The following is a 23,484-nucleotide window of genomic DNA, read 5'->3' as shown; positions in this document are numbered from 1 at the left end:
CGGGTTAAGAAAATAGCCGCTTAGATGCCGCCTTCGACAAAGGTATAACCCTCTGCGTGCAGTCCTTCGCACAAATCGGCCATGCAGGCATCGAGCGCGTCCTGCTCGGTCGAGCGGACGACGAAGTTCGCGCCGACCTTGCCTTCGCGGAAAAAAGGGTAGCTACCTATCTGGCAGTCCTCGTGCCGCTTCTCGCAATCGCGAAGCAGGCCGGAAATCTCGCTTTCGGGAATGAACCCGCCGACCGTCGCGGCAATCAGCGGCGCCCCGCCTTCCAGCGTTCCGGTCAGGGCATCGAGCATGCCCGCGGTGATATGCGGCACGCCGGCCATAATGTGCAGATTGCCAATCTTGATGCCCGGCGCGCCGCTCATCCGGTTGGGGATCAATTCCGCGCCGTCGGGCACGCGGGCCATACGCAGGCGGCCTTCGTTCACGCCGCCCTTGTCGGCATAGTAGCGCTCTAGAATGGCGCGCGCTTCGGGATGGATCACGACCGGCACGCCAAGCGCTTTCGCCACCGCATCGACCGTAATATCGTCATGCGTCGGGCCGATCCCGCCGGTGGTAAAGAGATAATCGTATTCCTCGCGCAAGGCATTCACCGCTTCGACGATCCGCTCTTCCACGTCCGCCACGACGCGCACTTCGGACAGCCGAATTCCCTGCACCTGAAGCCAGCTTGCGACCTGCGCGATGTTCTTGTCGTGCGTGCGGCCTGACAGGATTTCATCGCCGATCACCACGAGGCCGGCGGTGTAGATGCGCTGTTTTTCAGTCATGCATGGCCACGTAGGGCGCGCGGGTCCACAAGGCTAGAGCGCCGCTTCCCTGGGACGCGAAATCGCACTGTCGGCCCGTTCGGATTTGCGCAGCGCCAACACGCCGTCATCGACTGGTTCGGTTCGCATGAGCTTGCGGTCGACCACGTATTCCTGATTGAGGCGCCACGGGAAGTTCACCGCGTTCTTCGGCATGATGTGCTTCGAACGCTGAATATAGCCGGACGAGAAATCGAAGATGTCGTCGTCTTCCAGATCATGGTCCTCAGGCAAGACCGGAACCGCGATGTCGACGCCTTTCGCCTCCATCTCGTTCAGCACGCGGCAGACGTAATCGGAATTGATGTCTGCCCGCAACGTCCAGCTTGCGTTGAGATAGCCGAACACCACGGCAAGGTTCGGTATGTTCGAGAACATGCATCCCTTGTAATAATAATGCTCGGAGAAATCGACGGGTACTCCGCCAACGGAAACGGCGATCTTTCCGGCGACTGCCAGCTTCAGGCCCGTCGCCGTCACCACGATGTCGGCGGGGAGGAAACGCCCATCCTTCAGGCGGACACCGCCTTTCTCGAACGCGGCGATATGGCCGGTTTCGATGGCCGCCTTGCCCGAATTCATCGCGTCGAACAGGTCGTTGTCGGGTACGAGGCAGAGCCGCTGGTCCCACGGATCATAGGGCGGAGTGAAGGCGGTGCGATCGTAATCGGGACCGAGTACGCTTTCGATGTGGTCGAACAACGCCTTCTTGACCCTGTCCGGTTTGGTTCGCGCGCGTTTGAACATGAAGTCCTGCATCTTCACGTTCTTCCATCGCGTAATCTTATACGCCGTTTCTTCGGAGAAGATTTTGCGCATGAAGTTGGCAAACTTGTCTTTCGCCGGCCGTCCGAACATCCATGTGGGCGTACGTTGCAGCATCGTGACCTTCGCGGCCTTGTCGGCCATCGAAGGAACGATGGTGACCGCCGTCGCTCCCGATCCGACGACGACGACCTGTTTGCCCGCATATTCGAGATCGTCCGGCCAGAATTGCGGATGGACCACGCGGCCTTCGAATTCGCCGAAATCGAACCCCGGATCGTACGGCTGGTCGTAGTCGTAATAGCCCGAACCGAGATAGAGGAAGTTCGCGGTCAGCAGCTTGCGCTCGCCTTCCGCATTTTCCAGCGTCACGTGCCAGCGCGCATCGGCTTCCTGCCAGTCGGCCGATTTTACCGTATGCCTGAAGCGGATGTGGCGGCGGATGTCGCGCTCGTCCACGATGCGTTCGAGATATTCGAGGATCGCAGGCCCATCGGCGATGGACTTCTCGTGCTTCCACGGTTCGAACTCGAAGCCCAGCGTGTGCATATCGCTGTCGGAGCGGACCCCCGGATAGCGGAACAGGTCCCACGTCCCGCCGAGGTTCTCGCGCCGCTCGGCGATGGCGAAGCTGCGATCCGGCGTCTTCTCCTTCATGTGCGCAGCCATTCCGATCCCGGATAGGCCCGCACCCACGATCAGGACGTCGTAATCGGTGGCCTGCGATGTCATTGTTCTCTCCTCTTCCGCCGCAGAGCTTATCGTATAGCTTGGACGTACGCTACCTTCCGTTTCGGTATGCAACCCTTATTCAGGCGAGCCCTCGCCAATGGCTCGCCTCGTGGTATAGGCGACCGAATAGAGGGGCGCGGACAAGCTTATGACGGTAGTAAAGCGGGAGCAGATGCAGCGCGTTACGTCGATCGATGTGGCGGAACGGGCAGGGGTAAGTCAGTCCACCGTCAGCCGCGCCTTGTCGGGATCGGAAACCATTACCGAGGCGACGCGGCGGCGGGTCGAGCAGGCTGCGAAAGAACTGGGCTATCACGTCAATACCCGCGCCGCCGGCCTGCGCCGGGGGCAGACGGGTACCATCGCCATCGTCGTCATCGGCAGGGCGGGGCAGGGCGCGGCTGCGATCAATCCGTTCTACTACAGCCTCCTCGGCAGCACCTGCGCCGCCGCGGCGGAGCGCGGCTACGAAGCGTTGGTTTCCGTACAGGCTGAGGAGAGCGAACTGTTCGGCCATTACGTCGCGCGGCGGCAGGCCGACGGGATGGTGGTAATCGGCACCGCAACGAACGAGCCCGCATGGGATTACTTCCGCGAGGTCGCGGCGGGATCTCCGGCAACCGCTTTCTGGGGCTCGCCCTTCGACGATGCGATGTGGGTGCGGTCCGACAATCTGGATGGGGGGCGCCTTGCCGTCGAGCGCCTTGCCAAGGGCGGCGCGCGACACATCGTTTTCGTCGGCGATCCCAATTCCTCGCAGCGCCAGTATCGCGAACGGTACGATGGGTATTGCGCAGGCATCGAAGCGCTGGGGTTGGACCCCCACGAAGCGATCGTATCCGAAGGAAAGGACCGGGTTTCGCAAGGCCGCGCGGCCGTCCGCTCCCTTGTCGAGAAGGACACGAGCTTCGACGGTTTGTTTTTCGCCTGCGACGCAATGGCACTCGGCGCGCTCGAGGAGCTCGAGCGGAGCGGCATTTCGGTGCCGGACGCGGTCGGCGTCGTCGGTTTCGACGGTTTGGGGTCGGGCGCGTTCTCGCATCCGCCACTCACCACGCTGGAACCCGATTTCGCCGAAGCGGGCCGCCTGCTGGTGGACATCGCCCTAGCATCCGAAAACGACGAGACCCGTCGCCGCGTGCCCGTGCATCTGGTGGAACGCGCGAGCGTCCGCTAACCGATACCAGAATTACTCGTTCAGGAGAGAGCTTCAATGAGAACCAGCATCGCATCCGCCCTCGCTCTGGTGCTTGCCGCCGGCGCGGCCAATGCGCAGAGCCAGGAACCGCAGCCCAGCCCCAATCCGGTGGAAGAGCAGGAAGTCGATGCCTCGCAGGACGAGATGCCGCCCGAAGGCGGGGGCGAACAGGTCGACGCCGCCCCCGCTACCGTGCCGATCGCAGGCGAAGATGCGAAGGACGAAAGCTGGGATGTCAGCGCCCCGCGCGGTGCCCAGCTTCGCGATGTGCCGATCCGCACGGACGAGGGCACGTGGATCGACGTCGACGTCTCGCCCGATGGTCGCACCATAGCCTTCGCGCTGCTGGGCGATATCTACACCATGCCGATCGGTGGGGGCACGCCGACGCGCATCGCGGAAGGTCTGGCGTGGGAAGTTCAGCCCGATTTCTCGCCCGACGGCAGCCAGATCGCCTTCACCTCCGATCGGGGCGGGGGCGACAATATCTGGATCATGAATGCCGACGGTTCGAACAAGCAACAGGTGACCAAGGAGGACTTCCGCCTCCTCAATCAGCCGAGCTGGTCGCCCGATGGCCGCTACATCGTGGCTAAAAAGCAGTACACCACCGAGCGCAGCCTCGGCACCGGCGAAGTCTGGCTCTATCACGTTTCGGGCGGCGGCGGCGTCCAGCTGGTAGAACGTGCAAGCGAGGCGCTGCAGAAGGAATTGGGCGAACCGGTCTACGCGCCCGACGGCAATTCGATCTACTACACCCGCAACATTACCGGCGGGCCAATCTTCGAATATGCGCAGGATTCCAACGCCGGCATCTTCAACATCGAGAAATACGACATCGATACCGGCGAAGTGACGACGGCGGTCGGCGGCTATGGCGGCGCCGTGCGGCCGACGCCTTCGCCCGACGGCAATACGATGGCGTTCGTCCGGCGCGACAAGGACCAGTCGCAGCTGTGGGTGAAGAATGTCGCCACCGGCGAAGAACGCATGGTCTATGGCCAGCTCGATCTCGACATGCAGGAAACCTGGGCGGTATACGGCGTCTATCCGATGATGGACTGGACGCCGGATGGGCGCTCCATCGTCTTCTGGGCGGGCGGCAAGATCCGCCGCGTGAATGCCGACGGTTCGGGCCTTGCCGAAATCCCCTTCCGGATCGACGATACCCGCGCGGTTGCGAACGCTCCGCATCCCGTGATCGACGTCGCGCCGGCAAGCTTCACCGCAAAAATCCCGCGCTTCGCCAGCATCTCGCCCGATGGCCGCACCGTCGTGTTTGAAAGTCTCGGCAAACTCTATGTAAAGCCTGTCGGCGGCAATGGCGAACCACGCCGCTTGACCTCGAACGACGACACCCTCGAACTATGGCCCGCATGGTCGCGTGACGGGGAACGGATCGCCTTCGTGCGCTGGAGCGACGACGAACTCGGCAGCATCGTGACGGTCGACGCGCGCGGCCGCAACGAGCGCCGCGTGACGCAGCAGCCGGGTCACTATGCAGTACCACAATTCTCGCCCGACGGTGAGAGTATCGTTTTTGAAAAGCGCGGTGGCGGCTATCTCACCGCCCCCGAATACAGCGAAAACGAAGGCGTCTATTCGGTGTCTGCCACGGGCGGCACGTCTCGCCTGATCGCGCGCGACGCCTCCAACCCGCAATACGGCGCGGACGGCGACCGGCTGTTCATGATCGCCCGAAATGACGGCAAGCTGCAGCTTCTCTCGAGCGATTCGAACGGCGAAGCCCGCCGCGTCCATGCCGAGGGTGAACTGGCCAACGATTTCAAGGTAAGCCCCCGCGGCGATTACGTCGCTTTCCGTCAGAACTACGAAGTGTTCGCCATGCCGCTCCTGCCGGGCGGGCAGGCCGTGACCGTGGGCGAGAAGGCGAGCTCGCTTCCCGTCACCCGCGTAAGCCGGGGCGGGGCGGACTATATCGGCTGGGCCGAAGACGGTCGCACGCTTTACTGGTCGATGGGGCCGACGCTTTATCGCGCGACTACGGCGGCCCTGACGCCCCGCGCGCCCCAGGCACCGGACGCCGCGCCGCAATTCACGCCGCCCGACAGCGGCACGTCGCTCGCGCGCACGATCCGCGCCGACAAGGCGAACGGCACGGTCGCGATCACGGGCGCGCGCATCCATACCATGGCGGGCGAAGGCGCCGGCACCATCGAGAACGGAACGATCGTCATCGAAGGCGACCGGATCGCGGCCGTCGGTCCCGCGTCGAGCGTACAGGTGCCTTCGGGCGCGACGATGATCGATGCGGGCGGACGGATTATCATTCCCGGTCTTGTCGATGCCCATGCGCATGGGGCGCAAGGTGTGGGCGATCTGGTGCCGGAGCAGAACTGGTCGCTGGTGCAGAACCTCGCGATGGGGACCACCACGCTGCACGATCCCTCGTCCGTCGCCAGCATGATCTATCATGCGGCGGAGCGGCAGCAGGCGGGCAGTCTGCTCGCCCCGCGCATCTTCTCCACCGGCGAGATCGTGTACGGCGCGAAATCGCCCGGCGTCTATGCGCGCATCGACAGCTACGAAGATGCGCTGGCCCATGTACAGCGGATCAAGGCGCAGGGCGGCATCTCGATAAAGAACTATAACCAGCCCCGACGCGAACAGCGCCAGCAGGTGGTCGCCGCTTCGCGGGCGGAAAACATGCTGGTGGTGGCCGAGGGCGGATCGCTGTTCGGAATGGACATGAATATCATCGCCGACGGTAATTCCACGCTGGAGCACAATATCCCGCTCGCCGTAATGTATGACGACGTACTGCAGATGTTCGGCCAGTCGGACACGAACTACACGCCGACGCTGGTCGTCACCTATGGCGGGCTCGCAGCCGATCCCTACTGGCGGCAGGCGACCGACGTGTTCGACAATCCGCTGCTGGTTCACACGCCTCCGAAAATGCTGCTCGCCGAAACGGCGCGCCGCACCAAGGCGCCGGACTGGGCTTTCGTCGACGACGAGGCGGCGCGCGAGGCGCATAAGCTTGCACAGCGCGGCGTACATGTCAGCATCGGTGCGCACGGCCAGCAGGCCGGGATTGCGCCGCATTGGGAACTGTGGAGTTTCGTGCGCGGCGGCATGAGCCCGGTCGAATCGCTGCGCGCCGGCACGATCGAACCGGCCCGCTCACTCGGCATGGAGCGGGATGTGGGCAGCCTCGAAGTCGGCAAACTCGCTGACCTCGTGATCCTCACAGCCGATCCTGCCGAGGACATCCGCAATTCGGACGACATCGCGCAGGTCATGCTGGGCGGGCGGCTTTACGATGCGCGAACGATGAACGAGGTCGAGACCGGCGACGCGCGCCGCCTCCCCTATTGGTGGGAATGATCCACGATGTATTCGCGTCGCCGATCAGGCGGCGCGGATATGCTGTAAAAAGTCGTCCACTTTGGAGCGCAGCACGGAAGCCTGATCTTCGAGCCCGCGCGCAGAATCCAGAACCTGAGAAGCGGCGCTTCCGGTCGCGAGACTGGCGCTGCGCATATCGCCGACATGCGCTGCCACCTCGTCGCTGCTCCGCGCAGCGAGATCGATGCTACGTGCAAGATCCTGGCCCGCTACGGATTGCTGATCCACCGCACTGGCAATCGAGATGCTGGCGGTTTCGAGCTGGCGGATTTGATCCCCGATTGCGCGCAGGGCCTTCACGCTGTTGCCGGTCGAATTCTGCATGTTGCGAACCTGCGCGGCGATGTCGTCCGTCGCACGGCTGGTCTGAGCAGCGAGTTCCTTCACTTCGCTGGCAACCACGGCAAAACCCCGCCCGGCTTCGCCGCCGCGGGCGGCTTCGATCGAGGCGTTGAGCGCCAGAAGGTTCGTTCGCTGGGCAATCGAATGGATGAGTTCCACGATCTCTCCAACCTGCTCGGCTGAATTCGAAAGGGAAGATATGGTGGTATCGGCATTTTCGGCGTCGTCTGAAGCCTTGCGTGCCAATTCGGCGGATTGCGCTGCCTGGCGGCTGATTTCACCGATCGACATGGCGAACTCGTCCGATGCGGCAGCAGCTGCGGTTACGCCGCCGGTCGCTGTATTCATCGCCTCTGCGACCCCGGATGCCTGCTGCGCCGCCTGATTCGCCGCTGCGGACATGGTCGAGGCAGTCGCTTTCAACTCGCTGGAAGCCGCTGCCACGGAGCCGACCACTTCCCCGATACGGGCGTCGAATTCCGAGGCCAAACTCAGCAGTCGCGCGCGACTTTCCTCAGCGGACGCCTGACGAGAAGCAAACAACTCGTCCAGCTTGATGCCCGAGCGAAGAAAGACTTCGAGAGCGCGGGCAAGCTCGCCGATTTCATCCGGCCGGTCTGTTCCGGTAATTGCGATATCCCTGTGGCCTGCGGAAAGGCGTCGCATTTCTTGCATGATTTGGGTGAACGGTTCGATCACGTCGCGCACGATAGTGCGAACACTGAAGATGCTGATAAAGACCGATGCCGCCGTTATCGTAATTACCAGTCCCTTCGAGAAGGGCGTCGGATTGCTGATCGCGTTAACGGCAGCCGAGGCGACAAGTATGGTTCCCGCGATACCGAACCCTGCGACCAGCCAGGTCTTTTCGACAAGCGTCTTTCCAAGCAGCCATTCGCGAACAGCCGATCCGCGGACGCGTTCCCGGGTCGCCTCAATCTCGACCTGGGCAATTTCTTCCGAAAGGCTTTGGGCGGTACCGGTCATCATTTCGTCTTTCCTAGCCTAATCAAATTGGGACGCGCAGGGTCAGGCGGCCCGAATTCCTTGATCGCTCGACGTGGTCGAGTTCGCTTTTGAGGTGAGATATTGTGCAATTTCTTGTGCCGGCATGGCCCTGTAATAAAGCCACCCCTGTATCTGATCGCAACCGGCAGCCCGGACCATCGCGGCCTGTTCTTCGGTTTCGACCCCTTCGGCCGTTACGCCCATTTTCATTGCGCGAGCCACGGCGATGCTGGAAAGCATCATCGCTCGGCTCCCTTCGTCCTCGCTCGCCTGAACCACGAGGCTGCGATCGATTTTGAGTTTTTCGAAGCGGAACTGGCGCAGAAAACCGATCGAAGCATAGCCGGTCCCGAAATCGTCGAGCGCGATGCGCACTCCGAATTGCCGGATTAGCGCAAGATTGCGTTCCGCAATTACTGGATCGAGAACGAGGCAGGTTTCCGTAATTTCCAGTTCGAGCCGGTCGGCATCGAAACCGGTTTCTTCCAGAATGTAACCGAGTTGTACGGGGAATTCCGGATTGCGGAGCTGCGCCGCCGATATGTTGACCGAAAGCGTGATGTCTTTCCATGCCAGGGCATCGCGGCACGCCTGTCGCAGGACCCATAACCCGATCGCGTTGATGAAGCCGGACTGTTCCGCTGCGGGAATGAAAATATGCGGGCCGATGGGTCCGGCAGGGCGGTCCCAGCGGAGCAGACATTCGACCGATACGACGCGCCGGTCTTCACTGGATACCAGTGGTTGGTACACGAGCCGGAATTCGTTTTCGGTAAGTGCGCGGCGCAGATCGTCGTCGAGTCTGCGCATTTCTTCGCGGTTGCGATCGAGGCTGGCACTGTACCATGTGCAGCGCATCTTCCCGCCGCGCTTCGAAGCGGCCATCGCCATGTCGGCGCGGCGCAGCAGTTCCGAGGCCGAACAATTTTCGCCGCGGCAGGATGCGAGGCCGATGCTTGCGCCCATCAACAATTGAACATTTGCAATCTGGACGGGCTTCGTAAGGTATTCGACGATACGCCGACAATGGCCTTCGAGCAAAGTTCCCGACAGCGAGCCTTTCAGGATCAGCGCGAATTCATCCCCGCCGAGACGATAAATCTCTACCTCCGGACCACAAACGTCCCGCACGATATGGGCCGCCGCTAGAAGAGCCTCATCGCCCGTTCGGTGTCCGTGGTTTTCGTTGATGAGTTTGAAGTTATCAAGGTTCAGAAGGGCAATGCCGGTTTCGCTCGTATCGGAACGGGACTGCCGAAATCGATCGAGCAAGGCCCTCCGGTTTGGCAGAGCTGTCAGTCCGTCGTGCAGCGAAAGCTTTTCCAGACCGCGGAAGTAGCGCAGCGAGAGCGTTCCGAGACTAATAGTCACCGCGGTGAAAAACGCCAAACCTGCGAACAGGGTGTGCGGCGTATGAGTTGTGCTTTCAGGGGCTATGAAGACCGAAAGGCTAACGGTCGTAAGGAATATCATTTGAAGAAGGGCGAGCGATCCGAGAATGACGACGCGCCGGAACAGGCGATTATCAATCATCCTTACTTTCACCGCGGTTCCTCCAAGGCCGATGCCGCTCGCATGCCTTTCCGAACACGCTAATCTTTTGATCCTAAAAACACGTAAACTTCGCGAACTCCGGCCGCCTTTCAGGCCACTCGAAGGGCTGTTCGCGGAGCCAAGGTCGTGGGGCGATACAGGCCCGAACCGCATTCTGCAGGTTCGAACCGATCGGTCTGTCCGATTACCGTTTCCCCGGCACCCAGCATCAACAATCCGTCATTTCGAACCGCAGAAGCGAGACGGTCGAATGCCATGCGCCGTGTCGTGGTATCGAAATATAGAAGAACGTTACGGCAAAGAACGAGGTCGAAATCACTCGGCATCGGCGGATAATCGAGAACCGAATGCTGCGCATAGCGCGCGAATTTGCGGATCGAGTCCGTCGCCTGCCATCCGCCGCCATCTTCTGCAAAGAAGGTGATCATCTGCGTCACGGCAATCCCACGCTGGATTTCGAACTGTGAATATCGCGCACGCTGTGCTGCTGCGATGGCTTTCGCGGAAATGTCGGTGCCAAGGATCTGTATGTCCCAGTCCGCCCAGCGTGCGGTATCCTGAGCAAAGATCATCGCGAGGCTGAGTACTTCCTGCCCGGTCGAACAGCCGGCCGACCATATCCTCAGACGCCGGTCTTCAGACCTGCGGTCAGCCAATTCGGGAATGACGCTTTTCTCGAGAACGTCGAAATACGCGTGATCGCGAAAAAAATAGGTCTCGTGATTGAGCAGCGCTTCGACCACACGGGTCGCCAACTGAAAGTCGCCCGGTCGCTCCAGCAAACAGGCGAGCTGGTCGACATTCTCGATGCCGAGTTCACGAAACAACCCGGAGAGCGCGGTCGATACTCGCCACCGCCGGCTCTCGGTCAGCTGTTGTCCGGTACGTGCTGCGAGGAGGTCGGCGATGATACGGTGCGAAGCATCGTCTTCGGTCACACAGTCGCTCCGATGCTCGAAACGATTTCGCGAGCCAGTTCCCCAGGCGGACAGACGGCTGTGGCAATCCCGGCTTCGGTCACCGCCCGCGGCATCCCCCATACCGCGCAACTTTCCGCATCCTGCGCGAAAAGCGTGCCGCCTGCGGCATGGATGGCTTGCGCACCATCGGTTCCATCACGGCCCATGCCGGAAAGCAAGACGCCGGCGACGTTTCCATCATAGGCCGAGGCAAGACTTTCGAACATCGGATCGACGGAGGGCATGCAGCCGCTTTTGACCGGATGATAGGAAAGACCTGCTACGCAGCGTCCACCCGTCTTTCGCACGACCATGTGACCGTGGCCCGGCGCAATCACGAGAGTACCGCGTGCGATCTCGATACCGTCATCGGCCATGACGGCCAGGCGCCCACAGGCTGATTCCATCTGTTTGGCAAACACAGGGATGAAGCTTGCAGGCAGATGCTGCGTGATCAGGATAGGCAAATCGAACGATGCAGGCAGATTGCCGAGAAGCTGATTGAGAGCGTGAATGCCGCCCGTCGAGGCTCCAATCGCGACAACCTCCGGGCGCTTCCGTTTGCCGGCAGCCTGACCAGATGGAAATTGGGGCGCCGATGACTGCGCTTTACCGCCCCTTAAAGCCCTGATTTTTCCAAGCAGAGTGTCGCGATACGTTTCGTCGAAACCCCCGGGGCGGGGCTTGAGCATGGTATCGGCAGCACCCATTCGCAGGGCAGACACAGTATGCTCCGCGCCGTTTGCCGTGAGCGAGGAAATTACGAGGACTTTTGCAGAAGGCGCGCGAGCGAGGATGAGCGGAAGCGCCTTCAGACCGCCCATTCCCGGCATTTCCAAATCAAGCAGGACCACATCGATGTGTGATCGTTCAAGTTCTTTCAGCCCGAGTTCGGCCGTTCCTGCACCGGCGACGACAACCATATCCGGCTCGCGGCCGAGCATCCGGGAAAAAACAGTCCTGACCGTCAGGGAGTCATCGATCAACAGGACCTTGATGGGTGCCGCATCCGGCGGAGCCGCAGATTTGGGTGTCAGCCCGTGAAAGGAGACGGCGTTCATCCCGCAGGGCTCGGTCAGGCCATTCCGACGAGCTGCAGTTTGACCTGCAACGTTTCGTGATCGAACGGCTTCATCACATATTCGTCGGCACCCGCGCTGATGGCTTCGCGAATATGGGCGACGTCGTTCTCGGTGGTGCAGAAGACCACCTTGGGCCGGTCACCGCCATCGCACTGACGCAACCGGGTGATAAATTCGATACCTGTCATCACTGGCATGTTCCAGTCGAGCAGGATCACGTTGGGCATCGCCTGCATGCAGCGATCGAGGCCTTCCTTGCCGTTTTCGGCCTCCTCGACCGTGAAACCGAGCGATTCCAGGATATGGCGAGACACCTTACGGATCACTCTCGAATCGTCGATAATCAGGCACGTCTTCATGGATGCGGTTCCCATTGATTTAACGTCGGTTTTATCGTGCATATGTAACTGTTTGCTTAAGCCGCGACCGATCGTTCGGGATCGATGATTGCTTCGATATCGAGCAGCAAGGCAGGCTCGCCGTCTGTTTCGACCATACCTAGAGCGACCCTGGCCCAGTCATCTCCGAAACCTCCCGGGACGTTGCGAACCGGACTACGCGCTTCGCTTACCTCCTCCGCCTCGTCGAGCAGCAGGGCATAGGGGTGACCACCGATATCCATCACGGCTGCACGCTGATCGCAGCTTAATTCGGTCGGTGTTAAGCCGATGGCGTCAGCGCAGTCGATCACTGTCAACGCTTGGCTACGAAGAGTGGTCAGGCCGCGAACCCAGTTCGGCGTTCCGGGTATGGGCGTCACCTGTCCGATTTCGATGACCGATTGTACCTGCATTGCGGGAAGCGCAATACGCTGTCCTGCAATCCGGCAGACAAGCAAGAGATCACTCATGCCGCGCGCTCCTGCCTGACGCGCTCCAGCGCCGCCAAGATCGCTTCGCGATCATACCTGAAAATTTCTCCATGCTCGGTCTGACCCGGCGCGTTTCGGAGTCTGATCCTATGACAGGCGTCGACATCTTCTTCCTCGGTGCCTTCGATGGAAATTGCGAGATCGGGAATGTCGTCCGAACGGTCTGTCGCGACAGAAAAGCCGACCTGTTCAAGAAGCGGCATGAGAATGGCTCGCGCCCATTCGTCATTCTCGGGAATGCGGCAGATAAGGGGTCGGTTTGATCCGAATGAGCCGTAGCGGGCAAAGAGCGAGAACCCATTTACTATGCCGACCGGGCGACCTTCTATCAAACCCTGGCCTTCCAAGTCCGGGTCGGACCGAACCGGCATCACGGTGCCGGTAAAGTCGAGCGTGTCGACGACTTGGCGCACAGCGTAGGCGACTTCGGCGCTACCGTCGGACAAGCGTAGCAAACGGCACTTTTCCGCTGAAGTCAAAGCAGCGTCGTATCCTTCCAATGGAAGGATTGCGCCATCGACAACTACCTGGGCAAAACCGTTCACCACCGAAACAGCATCCAGAAGGACGGTTTCGATACGTCGTACCAGATCGAGGCGAATGGCGCGTCGCGAGCCGTCACCAGCCACAAATAGCATGAGTGGGATTGCGAGTTTCGGTTCGTCGATCGCGCTTTCCGCAGGCTCGCTTGTTCCGTTGCCGAGCGCGGAAACGAAATCGCTGCGTGTTGCCATCGATGCTACGTCGAGAAGCATCATCGGGCGGCCATCGTCAAGTAACGTCGTGCCCGCGTAAAGCTTCGAAGCCATGATGACGGGTGCGATCGGTTTTACGACCACGTCTTCGTGGTCGAGCACGCTATCGACTGCCAAGGCGAAAATCCGATCGCCCGGCAATCGGATGAGAACGAGGGTCTGTTCACGCCAGTTCACAGTCTCCGGTTCGCTACCGTATAGCATTGCAGCGAGCGACACGCAGGGGATGCGTTTGCCCCGGAAGGTGACCAGCGTTTTCGAGCCTGCCCTTGCAAACTCCACGTTCTCGCCGCCACCGAACACGATCTCTTCGACGAAGCTTTGTGGGATAGCATAGGTTTCCTGACCGGAACGGACCGTCAGCGCGGCGATGATGCTGAGCGTAAGGGGCAGCTTGAGTGTAATGACGGTGCCGGATCCGGGGGTACTCGTGACGCCGATCGATCCGCCGACCTTCTCGATGTTCGCCCGGACCACATCCATGCCAACGCCGCGTCCAGAGACTGCGCTGACGGTATCTGCCGTCGATAAACCGGGCGCGAATATCAGTTGATTGCGCTGATCTTCGCTCATCGCATCGAATTCTTGTTTCCCGCAGACCCCCGCCGCGACTGCCTTTTCGCCCAGACGCGTTGTATCCAAACCCTTCCCGTCGTCGCTGATTACGAGCTGTATCTGATTGCCCGATTGACGCGCTGCGAATGTCAGCAGGCCGATCTCCCGCTTTCCCTTTTCGAGCCGTTCGGAAGGCAATTCGATGCCGTGATCGATGGCATTGCGGATAACATGGGTAAGGGGGTCGCGCACCATATCGACCATTTCGCGGTCGAGTTCGACTTCGCCGCCCTCACAATCTACCAACACCTGCTTGCCGAGCTCGTTCGAGAGATCGCGGACCAGACGGGGCAGCGAGCCGAACAGATGGTCGAGCCTCTGCATCCGCATGCGCGTGATCGAATTGCGCACATCGGCGAGGATCGTCGAGAGACGCTCGAAGGGACCGTCGATAGTTGGCTGTTCGCCCGCTTCGCGCAGGCGCCGCGCGAGGTCGTTTCGCGCCAGAACCATGTCGGACACGCCTTTCATCACCTCGTCGAGCAGTTCGACCGGCAGGCGGATGGATCGCTGGACGGCGGGCGTGTGACGCGAACCCGCCTCCTCGCTCCCTTGGCAGAAGGAGGAAGGCGAGGTTGAATGTTCCGCTTGGGTCATGCAGGCGGCAGGTTCGACGACTTCGCCGTCGGTAGCGAGGGCGGCGAGGAGCGCGCGGTCCCGATCGGTACTCTCGTCGAGCGCTTCGCCGCGCTCCATCGCGTCGGTCATTTCGCCGATCCGGTCGATGATAGCGAGAACGGCGTCCACCAAGGCTCTGTCAGGCTCCCGATGTCCGGCGCGGCATTCGGCAAGTGCGTCCTCGGCCCCGTGGCTCAACTGTTCGAGTGCGGGAAAGTCGAAGAAGCCGCAATTGCCTTTGACGGTATGGACGAACCGGAAGATCGTATCGATACGCGCGCGGTCGGTCGGATCGGCTTCCCATGCGACCAGCTCGCTGCCGCTCGCTTCCAGCATCTCGCGGGTTTCGGCGATAAATTCCGCCAGCAGGTCGTCCATCGTGTCCTCGGCCCTCGTCGACTGTGGGCTTTATGTCAGGCGATGGTTAAGTATTGGTTTTGAGCGCACCCGAGCTGTCGCGGTCCGGTTTCAGCACGCGCCATACGATCGCCGCGGCCACCGCCCCGCCTATCAGGTTGGCGACGAGTTCGGCGGCATAGATCGCTTCTGCGCCCCAACCGCCTCTCAGTAGCCACCCGAACGGCAGCATGACGAGGAACACCCGCGCCGCGCTTTGCGCCAGAGCCCAGCCGGCCTTGTCGACCGCGTTGAGCGCGCCGTTTGCCGTGATGAGCAGGCCGAACCCCGCATAGCCCCAAACCGCAATCGCGAGATAGCGAGAGAACTGATCGACTACCGCGGGGTCCTCGGTAAAGAACCGCGCGAACCAGTTGCCCGTGAAGAACAGGATGACGGCGGTAACTAGGCCGTAGCCAACGCAGAACAGACCCGCCTCGAACATGGCGCGCCGCGCCCGGTCGTATTGCCTGGCGCCCCAGTTCTGACCGACGATAGCGCCGATCGAACCGGAAAGGCCGAGCAGGGGGACAGTTGCGAAACTTTGCAGCCGGCCCGCGGCACCGAACCCGGCGACCGCAGCCTCGCCCTGGCTTGCCAGCAAAGCGGTAAGCACAGAAAGTCCGATGGGGTTGATGGCGTTGGAAAAGGCGGCGGGACCGGCCACGCGCAGGATGGCGGCACTGGAATCGCCGAAATTACTGTTGCGGATTGCGGCGGGATTGATCGACAATTGCGAACCGCGGATCAGATAGAGCGCAACAAGGATGGCGATGGCGAAGCCCGCCACAGTCGCATAGGCCGCGCCGGCGATCCCGAACCCGTCGAAGCCAAAGGCGCCGGTGATCAGCAGCGGGTCCAGCACCCAGTTCGCGGCGGCATAGGTAATGGAAACAATGGAAGTCTTGCGTGCCTCGCCCTGTCCGCGCAGCACGCCGTTCAACCCCATCTGCAGAAGCAGGATCGGAAGGCCGAGCGCATAGGGCTGCATGTATTCCCGGATCAGCGGCAGCAGCGCATCCGATGCCTGCATCAGCCGGAACAGCGGATCGAGCAGGAGATAGAGCAGGGCGCCCATTACCAAGCCGCTGGCGAGCGCGAAGACCGCTCCGAAATTGGCGCGCCGTTCCGCCCGGTCCCGGTCGCCTTCGCCCAATGCGCGGGCGATGACAGAATTGATGCCGACCATCACGCCAACGCCGAGGCTGGAAAGCGCGATGGTGATAGGGAAGATGAAGGCGACGGCGGCAAGTTCCTGCGCACCGAGCTGGCCGATGAAGTAGGCATCGATCAGGCCGACCGACATGATCGCCGCGACGCCGAGCACCATCGGTGCCGTCTGCGTGACGAGATGGCCGCGGATGCTTCCGCTGGTCAGTTTGGCCGTCTCGCTCATTGCTGCGGGCGCTAGCGGGCCGCGCCGCGCTTGCCTAGCGCCGAATAGCGCGGCCTCGCTTGCGACCGTGCGCCGGTCCGTGCGATAAGCAGTGCAAAGGAGAGACACCGATGGCCACGCAGATCAAACCGCAATTCGAATGCAGCGACGAGGAATGGCAGGTCCGCCAGGATCTCGCCGCGCTTTATCGCATCTTCGATCACCTTGGCTGGGGCGAGAGCATCTACAATCACATCTCGGTCGCCGTGCCGGGTGAGAAGGACGTATTTCTCATCAATCCTTTCGGCTTGCTCTATGACGAGGTGACGGCATCGAACCTCGTAAAGATCGACGTCGAGGGAAACAATGTCGGCCAGTCGCAATACATGGTAAACAAGGCGGGCTTTACCCAGCATGCGCATTTCCACCGCGAACTGGGCGATCGGGCGAACGCTATCTGCCACGTGCACACGACCGCCACGATGGCGGTGTGCAGCCATAAGGACGGGCTGCTCCCGATCAGCTTCTACGCCTGCAATTTCCAGGGACAGATCGGCTATCACGATTTCGAAGGCGTCACCGTGCGGGCCGAGGAAGGCGAACGGCTGGTCGAGAATCTTGGCCGCAAGTCGATCCTGATGCTGCGCAATCACGGACCTGTCGTGATGGACAAGACCATTCCCGGCATGTTCGTGAAGATGTGGGCATTACAACGGGCTTGCGAAATCCAGATCGCAACTTTGAGTCAGGGCGAGCCGAACGTCGTACAGCAGGATGTAATCGATACTCACCAGCGCGACCTTGCCGTCATGGCGTCGCAGGGCGGGGCCGGCGTACTCGATTTTGAAGCGTGGAAGCGCCGCGTCTCGAAAATTGACGATAGCTGGAAGAGCTAGACTTAGAGACGCAACCGCGCGAGGGCGCCGTCCATGTCCCGCCTGATCGTGAACGACCGTCCGGTCGAATTCCTGATGGAGCCCGATACGCCCTTGTTATGGGCGCTGCGCGATGCCGCAAACCTCACCGGCACGAAGTTCGGGTGTGGCAATGGCGATTGCGGATCGTGCATGGTGTTAATTGACGGGCAGGCCCTGCGGTCCTGCCTCGTGACGATCGAGGAGGCCGAAGGGCGCTACGTCACCACGATCGAGGGACTAAGCGGCGATCGCTCGCACCCCGTGCAGCAGGCAATGGTGGCGGAGCAGGCCGTGCAATGCGGGTTCTGCACGCCCGGTATCGTCATGGCGGCGGCGGCCTTGCTCGCGAACAACGGTTCGCCGGGCGAGGCGGAGATCAAGGCGGCAATCCCCAATATCTGTCGCTGCGGTGTCTATCCGCGCCTCGTTCGCGCAATCGAACGGGCGGGGCGCGTCGCTAACCGGCAGGAGCGGATCAGTGCCGCCCCCGCACCCGGCATCAGCGCGGAAGATGCGGCGGGCGAAGTGCCGGCGCTGCAAACGCCATCGAACCCGTAAGACGAACGCGCTAATCGGTTCGTTCAAATCTGCCGGGTAAGAATGTTCGTGAAGGAGACAGGACGATGAAGGCGACGATCTGGCACAACCCCAAATGTGGCACTTCGCGCAAGACACTGGCGATCCTCGAAAACCTTTCCGGGATCGATCTGGAAGTGATCGAATATCTGAAGCGCCCGCCAACCCGTGAGAAGCTGGCGCAGCTTTATGCCGACGCCGGGATCGCTCCGAAGGATGGACTGCGCTTGCGCGGGACCGATGCGGAGGAGCGCGGTTTGCCGCAAGCCAACGCCGACGCCATTCTTGAGGCGATGGTTTCCGATCCGATCCTTATCGAGCGGCCGTTGGTCGAAACCGAGAAGGGCGTGCGCCTGTGCCGGCCGCAAGACCGGGTGCTGGAGATCCTCTAGCCGCGATCCTGCGTCAATTTCGCATCGCTCTGCAGGGTCAGCGCGCCGTACGCGAACACGATGAGGCACAGCGCAATGATAAGACCGAAGCCGAGGAAATCGGAGTGGTTGTATAGCCACACGCCGAGGGCGGGAGCGTATATATAGCTTGCTCCCGCGACAGAGGCCGTAATCCCCGAAGCCTGACCCTGTTCGGCGCGCGTGACCGCCAGAGAGGTGCCCGATGTCGAACCCGGGCGGAACAGGCCGAAGCCTAGCGATGCGACCGCGAAGCTCAGGGCAATAAGGTAAATGTCGCTCGCTACGCCGAGCATGGCGACCCCCACGGCCGCCGTCGCAATGCCAGATAAGGTGGCGGCGCGCGGACCAAGGTCGAGGCGCGGGATCAGACCCCATTGCGCGAGCAGGGTGGCAAGGGCGCCCGCCATCAACACGAGGCCGACCGGTCCGGTCCCTTCCGCAGGCGTTGCCCGCAGACCGAGGCGGTCGAGCACAAGGAAGCCCGCGATCCCGAGGACCATGGCTTGTGCATGGCCTCCGATCAGGCCGCACACGACCCACGGCCGCAGGCGCGCTTCGAACCAGCGCAGCTTGTGCGGCCCGCCGGGAATCTCGGCATCCTCGTCGTCTTCGTTCGGTACGTTGCCGGGCTCGGCGGTCGGGCTGCCGGAATAGGGCGCATCGTAGGCGGTCCCGCGTGCCGGGAAGCTCGGCTCGTCATTGGGCAGTCGCATCCGCAGGGCGATGAGAGTGGCGATCCCGATGAGGGCGAAGATCAGGAACGGTCCGGTCAGGCCGAGGAAGGGCAGCACCATCAGCGGGGCGAGCGCGGGGCCGATCACGGTGCCAAGACCGAAACTCGAGGCGATGAGAGACAGCGCCTGGGTGCGTTCGGCGCGCGGCGTGCGGCTGGCGACGTAGGCTTGGACGGCAGGCGGTGCCGCACTGCCGAACCCGCCGTATAGGCTGCGGGCGGCGGCAAACAGGCATAGGGCGAAGGCAGCCGGAAGGTATCCGCCAAGCCCCAGCCACAAGGTAAAGCCGCAGAGAGAAAAGCTGACGACGAAGCCGAGCAGGCCGAGCGCCATCATGGCCTTTCGCCCGCGCTGATCGGACCGTTTGGCCCAGAAGGGGGCGCATACGACCCACAGCAAGGCCGACCAGCTATAGGCGAGACTGATCCACACATCGTCGATCTGCAACGCCGTCCCGATGGAAGGCATCACCGATTGCATCGCTGTGTTCCCGGCCGCTGTCGTCAACATGACGGCGAACAACAGCACCATGCGCCCGTTCGGGATCGCCTTTTGCGCAGGCGGCGTGCGGGCGGCGGTGTCCGCGATGGGCTCGATGTCGGCCATGGCCCTTCCGCTACGCCCGACGCCGCACGCTTGCAATGCCTTGGGCAGACTGTAAAACCCTTGTCTTTCCCAACACATCGGCAAGGGTATCAGTTTTGACCGGACATCGCGGTGCGCAGGCTATCGAGCAGCCCAATCTAAAGCAGAAAGCGGCGCGATTCTTCGGCCAGTGGGGCGTATTCTTCCGCGGTTTCGTCGAACATCCGCGCATGGTGGGCTCGATTATCCCGTCCTCGCGCTTCACGATCGAGAAGATGCTGGCGCCGGTCGACTGGGCGAACTGCAAGCTGTTCGTCGAATACGGGCCGGGCGTCGGCACGTTCTGTCAGCCTGTGCTCGACCGCCTGCCGCGCGACGGGGCGCTGATCGTCATCGATACCAATCCGCTGTATATCGATTATCTCAAGCAGCATTACCGCGACAGCCGCTTCCACGCCGTGCTGGGTTCGGCCGCCGATGTGGAAGATATCGTTGCGGCGCATGGTCACGAGCATGCGGACTATGTGCTTTCGGGCCTGCCGTTCTCGACTTTGCCCGAGGGCGTCGGCCCAGCGATCGCAGATGCGACCTACCGTGTGATCCGCCCCGGCGGCGCGTTTCTGGTGTACCAGTTCTCGGCCAAAGCGCGCAGCTACATGGCGCGCAATTTCGAGCGGATCGATAACGGGTTCGAAGCCCTGAACGTGCCGCCCTGCCAGCTGTTCTGGGGCTGGAAAGAACCGAAGACCTAGAAATCGTCCTGCGGAGCTGTGGTCGATCCGCGAACCCCGCCGGATCGCGACAGGCGCCCCAATTGCAGATGCACGGCGGCAAGCACCGCGGTGAACAAAACGATGAGCGCAGCGATGACCGCGGCCGATATGATGATGCCGACCGTCTCTGCGATCACCGCCCCGAACAATGCCAGGATCGCTCCAGTGATCATGGTGAAGACCAGCGCGACGACGATCGCGGCCACGGCCATCAGCACGTAAAAGCCGAGCAGGCGCAATGCATGACCCTTGGTGCGCTTCCACGAATTCGTCAGGAGCTGGATCGGGTTCACGCCGCCTTCGATCGACGCGATGGGCAGGACCAATGAAAACCGCGTCGTCAGGTAGATCGCCAGCGCGAACGCCACGACCCCGCCAAAGAACAGAACGGGCGGCGAGCCGGTCGCGCTGGCCACGAACAGCACCAGCAACATCACGAAATTGACGCCGAGCGACTGCAGGATGAACGCGATCCACGCAGGCAGGATTGCCTTCCCGCCGATGCGTATCGCATCGCCCACGGTGGGGTGGGGCCTGCGCCCGATAAGTGCGAGCATCGCCAATTGCCCGATAGTCACGATGATCGAGACCAAAAGGAACATCCACCAGACCTGGCTATAGAACGCGCTGAGCGCCTCCATCGCGATATCGAAGCTCGCGCCTTCCGGAACCTCAGGCATTTCAGCGACAAGGGGCATCAGGATCAGCATCGCTGCGTAGGGCAAGAACACGAAGATCCCCGACATGGTCGCGAGGAGTCCGGTATTCTCGGTGAGGTAACGGCGCGTGTCCCGCCATGCAGTGTCGAGGTCGAATTTCATCGGGGCTCTTTGTTGTTGGAAAGCGGGCGCCCTTGATAAGCGCGTCGGCAGACGCCACGCAATGGGCGATGTCCCAAACGCTCACACAATCGGTCGAATGGCGCGCCGACAATGCACTCGTACCGTATCGCGAAGCGTTGGCCGCGATGGACGGGCGGAACCGCGCTATTGCGGCGAACGAGGCACGCGAGCTCGTCTGGCTGCTCGAACACCCGCCGGTCTACACGGCGGGCACCAGCGCCAACGGGGCCGAACTGCTCGATCCCCGGTTCGAAGTGATCGAAGCCGGGCGCGGCGGGCGCTACACCTATCACGGGCCGGGCCAGAGGGTTGGCTATCTTATGCTCGATCTGAAGGAGCGCGGTCGCGATGTGCGCTGCTTCGTCCATGCGGTGGAAGGCTGGGTCATTGCGGCGCTCGGCGAACTGGGCGTCAAAAGCTGGCGAAGCGAAGGCCGGATCGGCATCTGGACGCGCGATGTGGACGGTCGCGAAGCAAAGATCGGGGCGATCGGGGTCCGGGTTCGTCGCTGGGTGACGATGCACGGTTTTTCGATCAACGTATCGCCCGACCTGTCGCATTTCGCAGGAATCGTGCCCTGCGGGATTGAGGAATTCGGCGTCACCAGCCTTTCGAAATTGGGCGTGGAGCTTGCGCCGGGCGCAGTCGATGCGGCATTGGCGGTGCGGTTCGGCGATTTCCTCGCCGCCCTCGAAGGAAAGAGCGACCTGCCATGAGACGGCTTCTGATTCCGACTATCGTCATGGCCCTCGGCGCGTGCCAGGGAGAAACGCAGCCGCCCCCCGTCGAGGAAGGCGGCGGCGCGAAAGGCGAAGTGCTGGAAGGCACGATCAGCGACGCAATGCTTCCACTCGATACGATTGTCGTACCGCAGAATGCTTCGCCCGCCGCGACGCCCGGAAGCGGCGATGAGCCGGTGCCGAACGAGGCCTCGGCTGACGGCACCGATGCGGCAACTGCCAGCGACGAGGCCCCTATCGCCGAACCGGTTTCCGAAGAAACGCCCGAAGAGTAATACCTTCGGGCGGAAGCGTGGGGATCGTTATCCGGCAGCTGCCTGCTTTTCTTCGTCGAGCGTCGGGTAATCGATGTAGCCTTCCGGGCCGGGAAGATACCAGCTCTTCGGAACGTCGACATTCGGTTGCAGCGCTGCCTCGCGGCGGAAGCGTTCCGGCAGGTCGGGATTCGAGATGAAATCCCGCCCCCAGCTGATCGCATCGCATCGGCCCGAACGGATGTCGTCCACCGCCTGTTCGGGCGAGTAGTCGCTGTTGAGCACCAGCGGGCCTTTGTAGATGTCGCGGATCATCGGGCTCTGCTTCGGGACGTCGGTGCTGCCGAAGGTGCCTTCCGGGCCCGGTTCGCGCAGTTCGAGAAAGGCGAGATCGAGGTCCTGCACCACCTGTGCAGCTGCGCTGAAGGTCGTCGCCGGATCGCTATCGTCACACCCTTGCGTTTCCCCATTGGGCGACAGGCGCACGCCGACACGGCCCGCTCCCCAGACGCCGATCAGGGCTTCCAGCACCTCGCGCAGGAAGCGGGTGCGGTTCTCCGGACTGCCGCCATATTCGTCCTCGCGCAGATTGGTGCTGTCGCGCAGGAATTGATCGACCAGATAGCCGTTCGCGCCGTGAAGCTGCACGCCGTCGAAGCCTGCCTTCTTGGCGTTCTCGGCAGCCTTGCGATAATCGTCGACCACCCGCGCGATCTCGTCCTTCTCGAGCGCGCGCGCCGGTTGGTAGTCCTTGCGGCCCTCGAAGGTGTGCGCATGACCGGGCGCGCAGGTCGCGCTGGCGGAAACGGGGGGTGCGCCTTCGAGGAAGTCGGGATGGACGAGGCGGCCCATGTGCCACATCTGGAGCACGATTTTGCCGCCCTCTTCGTGCACCGCTTCGGTCACTGGCTTCCAGCCGTCAGTCTGCGCGTCGGACCAGATGCCGGGGGCCGCAGGCCAGCCGAGGCCTTCGATGCTGATACCCGTTGCCTCGCTGATGATCAGTCCCGCGCCTGCCCGCTGGCGGTAATAGGTAGCCATCATATCGTTCGACACGGAACCGGGCTGGGTCGAGCGGCCACGGGTGAGCGGAGCCATGAAAATACGGTTCTTGGTCTCGATATCGCCAAGGGTCAGGGGCTCGAAAAGCGTATCGTGCATGGGGGCGCGGTCCTTTTTCTGTGACG

At 62.0% G+C, this 23,484-nt stretch carries 21 protein-coding genes; 8 read left to right on the top strand and 13 right to left on the bottom strand.

Translation table 11 applies throughout. The features are described 5' to 3' along the window. Nucleotides 1–20 precede the first annotated feature (20 nt). Together E3U23_RS01415 and E3U23_RS01410 are read right to left on the bottom strand one after the other, a co-directional pair. On the bottom strand, nt 21–782 hold the full coding sequence (locus E3U23_RS01415; protein ID WP_279349391.1) for a competence/damage-inducible protein A: 762 nt from the start codon (nt 780–782) through the stop codon (nt 21–23). Nucleotides 783–815: 33 nt separating this feature from the next. Continuing rightward, nucleotides 816–2,318 carry a flavin-containing monooxygenase gene (locus tag E3U23_RS01410; RefSeq protein ID WP_279349390.1) on the bottom strand — a complete coding sequence of 501 codons (1,503 nt, stop codon included), beginning with the start codon at nt 2,316–2,318 and terminating at the stop codon, nt 816–818. 148 nt (nt 2,319–2,466) lie between these two features. On the opposite strand from E3U23_RS01410, the gene E3U23_RS01405 reads away from it, so the two are divergent. Both E3U23_RS01405 and E3U23_RS01400 read left to right on the top strand, forming a co-directional pair. Beyond that, the gene (locus tag E3U23_RS01405) at nt 2,467–3,495 is read left to right on the top strand and encodes a LacI family DNA-binding transcriptional regulator (protein ID WP_279349389.1); all 1,029 of its coding nucleotides are present in this window, start codon (nt 2,467–2,469) and stop codon (nt 3,493–3,495) included. Between the two features lie 36 nt (nt 3,496–3,531). Next, nucleotides 3,532–6,867: an amidohydrolase family protein gene (locus tag E3U23_RS01400; protein WP_279349388.1), complete on the top strand. Its 3,336-nt coding sequence runs from the start codon at nt 3,532–3,534 to the stop codon at nt 6,865–6,867. A 24-nt stretch (nt 6,868–6,891) separates the two neighbouring features. Here the strand turns inward: E3U23_RS01400 and E3U23_RS01395 are convergent, their stop codons facing one another. The 8 genes from E3U23_RS01395 to E3U23_RS01360 all read right to left on the bottom strand — a co-directional run bounded on the left by E3U23_RS01395 (nt 6,892) and on the right by E3U23_RS01360 (nt 16,484). Then, on the bottom strand, nt 6,892–8,220 hold the full coding sequence (locus tag E3U23_RS01395) for a methyl-accepting chemotaxis protein (RefSeq protein WP_279349387.1): 1,329 nt from the start codon (nt 8,218–8,220) through the stop codon (nt 6,892–6,894). Nucleotides 8,221–8,259: 39 nt separating this feature from the next. Next, nucleotides 8,260–9,771 carry a putative bifunctional diguanylate cyclase/phosphodiesterase gene (locus tag E3U23_RS01390; protein WP_279349386.1) on the bottom strand — a complete coding sequence of 504 codons (1,512 nt, stop codon included), beginning with the start codon at nt 9,769–9,771 and terminating at the stop codon, nt 8,260–8,262. Nucleotides 9,772–9,881: 110 nt separating this feature from the next. Further along, nucleotides 9,882–10,730, bottom strand: a complete 849-nt coding sequence (locus E3U23_RS01385) for a CheR family methyltransferase (protein ID WP_279349385.1) — start codon at nt 10,728–10,730, stop codon at nt 9,882–9,884. Further along, complete coding sequence (cheB, locus tag E3U23_RS01380; protein WP_279349384.1) at nt 10,727–11,812, bottom strand: chemotaxis-specific protein-glutamate methyltransferase CheB; 1,086 nt, start codon at nt 11,810–11,812, stop codon at nt 10,727–10,729. The genes E3U23_RS01385 and cheB overlap by 4 nt, the downstream gene beginning before the upstream one ends. Nucleotides 11,813–11,826: 14 nt before the next feature. Further along, nucleotides 11,827–12,192, bottom strand: coding sequence for a response regulator (locus E3U23_RS01375; protein ID WP_279349382.1), 366 nt, complete (start codon nt 12,190–12,192; stop codon nt 11,827–11,829). Nucleotides 12,193–12,248: 56 nt separating this feature from the next. Then, complete coding sequence (locus E3U23_RS01370; protein ID WP_279349381.1) at nt 12,249–12,683, bottom strand: chemotaxis protein CheW; 435 nt, start codon at nt 12,681–12,683, stop codon at nt 12,249–12,251. Next, nucleotides 12,680–15,070, bottom strand: coding sequence for a chemotaxis protein CheA (locus tag E3U23_RS01365; RefSeq protein WP_279349380.1), 2,391 nt, complete (start codon nt 15,068–15,070; stop codon nt 12,680–12,682). Before E3U23_RS01365 ends, E3U23_RS01370 begins: the two co-directional genes overlap by 4 nt. Nucleotides 15,071–15,116: 46 nt before the next feature. After that, the gene (locus E3U23_RS01360; RefSeq protein WP_279349379.1) at nt 15,117–16,484 is read right to left on the bottom strand and encodes an MATE family efflux transporter; all 1,368 of its coding nucleotides are present in this window, start codon (nt 16,482–16,484) and stop codon (nt 15,117–15,119) included. Between the two features lie 110 nt (nt 16,485–16,594). Here E3U23_RS01360 and E3U23_RS01355 point away from each other — a divergent pair, with 110 nt between their 5' ends. The 3 genes from E3U23_RS01355 (at nt 16,595) to E3U23_RS01345 (ending at nt 18,348) form a co-directional block, all read left to right on the top strand. Further along, the gene (locus E3U23_RS01355; protein ID WP_279349378.1) at nt 16,595–17,359 is read left to right on the top strand and encodes a class II aldolase/adducin family protein; all 765 of its coding nucleotides are present in this window, start codon (nt 16,595–16,597) and stop codon (nt 17,357–17,359) included. A 33-nt stretch (nt 17,360–17,392) separates the two neighbouring features. Continuing rightward, entirely contained in the window at nt 17,393–17,938 is a 546-nt protein-coding gene (locus E3U23_RS01350; RefSeq protein WP_279349377.1) for a (2Fe-2S)-binding protein, read from the top strand. Between the two features lie 65 nt (nt 17,939–18,003). Beyond that, the gene (locus E3U23_RS01345) at nt 18,004–18,348 is read left to right on the top strand and encodes an arsenate reductase family protein (RefSeq protein WP_279349376.1); all 345 of its coding nucleotides are present in this window, start codon (nt 18,004–18,006) and stop codon (nt 18,346–18,348) included. Here the strand turns inward: E3U23_RS01345 and E3U23_RS01340 are convergent. After that, nucleotides 18,345–19,709, bottom strand: coding sequence for an MFS transporter (locus E3U23_RS01340; protein WP_279349375.1), 1,365 nt, complete (start codon nt 19,707–19,709; stop codon nt 18,345–18,347). The genes E3U23_RS01345 and E3U23_RS01340 overlap by 4 nt on opposite strands. Nucleotides 19,710–19,804: 95 nt before the next feature. On the opposite strand from E3U23_RS01340, the gene E3U23_RS01335 reads away from it, so the two are divergent. Next, on the top strand, nt 19,805–20,440 hold the full coding sequence (locus E3U23_RS01335; protein WP_279349374.1) for a class I SAM-dependent methyltransferase: 636 nt from the start codon (nt 19,805–19,807) through the stop codon (nt 20,438–20,440). Here E3U23_RS01335 and E3U23_RS01330 read toward each other — a convergent pair. Next, nucleotides 20,437–21,282, bottom strand: coding sequence for a hypothetical protein (locus E3U23_RS01330; RefSeq protein ID WP_279349373.1), 846 nt, complete (start codon nt 21,280–21,282; stop codon nt 20,437–20,439). The genes E3U23_RS01335 and E3U23_RS01330 overlap by 4 nt on opposite strands. 68 nt (nt 21,283–21,350) lie before the next feature. On the opposite strand from E3U23_RS01330, the gene lipB reads away from it, so the two are divergent. Then, on the top strand, nt 21,351–22,019 hold the full coding sequence (gene lipB, locus E3U23_RS01325; protein ID WP_279349372.1) for a lipoyl(octanoyl) transferase LipB: 669 nt from the start codon (nt 21,351–21,353) through the stop codon (nt 22,017–22,019). Further along, nucleotides 22,016–22,318 (top strand): hypothetical protein, encoded by a 303-nt coding sequence (locus tag E3U23_RS01320; RefSeq protein ID WP_279349371.1) that lies wholly within the window; start codon nt 22,016–22,018, stop codon nt 22,316–22,318. The genes lipB and E3U23_RS01320 overlap by 4 nt, the downstream gene beginning before the upstream one ends. Before the next feature lie 27 nt (nt 22,319–22,345). On the opposite strand, the gene E3U23_RS01315 is transcribed toward E3U23_RS01320, so the two are convergent. Then, nucleotides 22,346–23,458, bottom strand: a complete 1,113-nt coding sequence (locus tag E3U23_RS01315) for an alkene reductase (protein WP_279349370.1) — start codon at nt 23,456–23,458, stop codon at nt 22,346–22,348. Nucleotides 23,459–23,484 lie beyond the last annotated feature (26 nt).

It is taken from the genome of Erythrobacter litoralis (genome assembly GCF_029760855.1).
GTDB classification, from domain to species: Bacteria; Pseudomonadota; Alphaproteobacteria; order Sphingomonadales; family Sphingomonadaceae; genus Qipengyuania; species Qipengyuania litoralis_A.
This window is presented reverse-complemented; position numbering and strand designations above follow the sequence as displayed.